The sequence below is a fragment of the Daejeonella sp. H1SJ63 genome, from assembly GCF_029360775.1.
Taxonomy (GTDB): Bacteria; Bacteroidota; Bacteroidia; order Sphingobacteriales; family Sphingobacteriaceae; genus Daejeonella.
Map to the genome: position 1 here is coordinate 1 of NZ_JARKMZ010000012.1, position 1,615 is coordinate 1,615.

Here is a 1,615-nt window from a genome sequence, read left to right on the forward strand (position 1 = left end):
AGATGCAGTAACGACTGCCAAGATCCTTGACGCGAATGTGACCACTGCAAAAATTGCATCAGGAGGTAACGATAAAGTATTAACCACTGATGGAACAGGCGTAGTAAGCTGGTTAGACAAGAGTACTTTTGCTGTAGCTGACGCAACTACGCTTGCAACCGGAAAAATCCAGTTAGCTGGCGATCTGAGCGGAACAGCAACTTCCCCGGCGATTGCAGCAAATGCAGTGACTACAGCAAAGATTGCAGATGCAAACATCACGGCAGCAAAACTAGCTGCAGATGCAGTAACGACTGCCAAGATCCTTGACGCGAATGTGACCACTGCAAAAATTGCATCAGGAGGTAATGATAAAGTATTAACCACTGATGGAACAGGAGTAGTAAGCTGGTTAGACAAGAGTACTTTTGCTGTAGCTGACGCAACTACGCTTGCTACCGGAAAAATCCAGTTAGCTGGCGATCTGAGCGGAACAGCAACTTCCCCGGCGATTACCAATGCAGCTGTAATCAATAAAACGTTGACCGGTTATACCGCCGGATCCGGTACAGTAGCTGCAACCGATAATATTTTACAGGCTATTCAAAAAGTGGATGGCAATGTTGCATTGAAAGCCCCACTGGCGTCTCCAACATTCACCGGTACAGTTACTTTACCAACGGGAACAGTTGCGGTTACCCAGGCAGCCAATAATAACTCTACAGCGGTAGCAACTACAGCATATGTAGATGCCGCTGCCGGAACACCGGATGCAGACGCGACTACCAAAGGAAAGATCCAGTTAGCAGGTGATCTGGTAGGAACCGCTGCTTCCCCTGCGATTGCGGCAGGAGCAGTAACTACTGCTAAGCTTGCGGATGCGAATGTGACTTTAGGTAAGCTTGAAAATATTGCTACAGCATCTTTATTGGGAAGAAGTACCGCAGGATCCGGCGCTCCGGAAGTATTAACAGCGACAGCAGCTAAAACACTTCTTTCTTTAAGTAAAACAGATGTAGGTCTGGCGAATGTGGATAATACTTCAGATGCGAATAAACCGGTATCGGGTGCGACCCAAACGGCATTGGATCTGAAAGCACCATTGGCAAGTCCTGCATTAACGGGAGTGCCAACAGCACCAACAGCAACTAACGGAACGAATACTACCCAGGTAGCTACTACGGCATTTGTTACCACAGCAGTAACAGGAGCAGCAGCAGCTGATGCAACTACGCTTGCAACCGGAAAAATCCAGTTAGCCGGTGATCTGGCAGGAACAGCAACTTCCCCGGCGATTGCAGCAAATGCAGTGACTACAGCAAAGATTGCAGATGCAAACATCACGGCAGCAAAACTAGCTGTAGATGCAGTAACGACTGCCAAGATCCTTGACGCGAATGTGACCACTGCAAAAATTGCTTCTGGTGGTAACGATAAAGTATTAACCACTGATGGAACAGGAATAGTAAGCTGGTTAGACAAGAGTACTTTTGCTGTAGCTGACGCAACTACGCTTGCTACCGGAAAAATCCAGTTAGCCGGTGATCTGGCAGGAACAGCAACTTCACCAACAATTACCAATGCAGCTGTAATCAATAAAACGTTGACCGGTTATACCGCGGGAGCCGGCACAGTA

General features: G+C 47.7%; 1 protein-coding gene. It reads left to right on the top strand.

Features of this window, described 5'->3' with window-relative positions; translation table 11 throughout:
- Positions 1–1,615: hypothetical protein (locus P2W72_RS05020; protein WP_276359815.1), on the top strand; the 1,615-nt coding region annotated here is incomplete at both ends.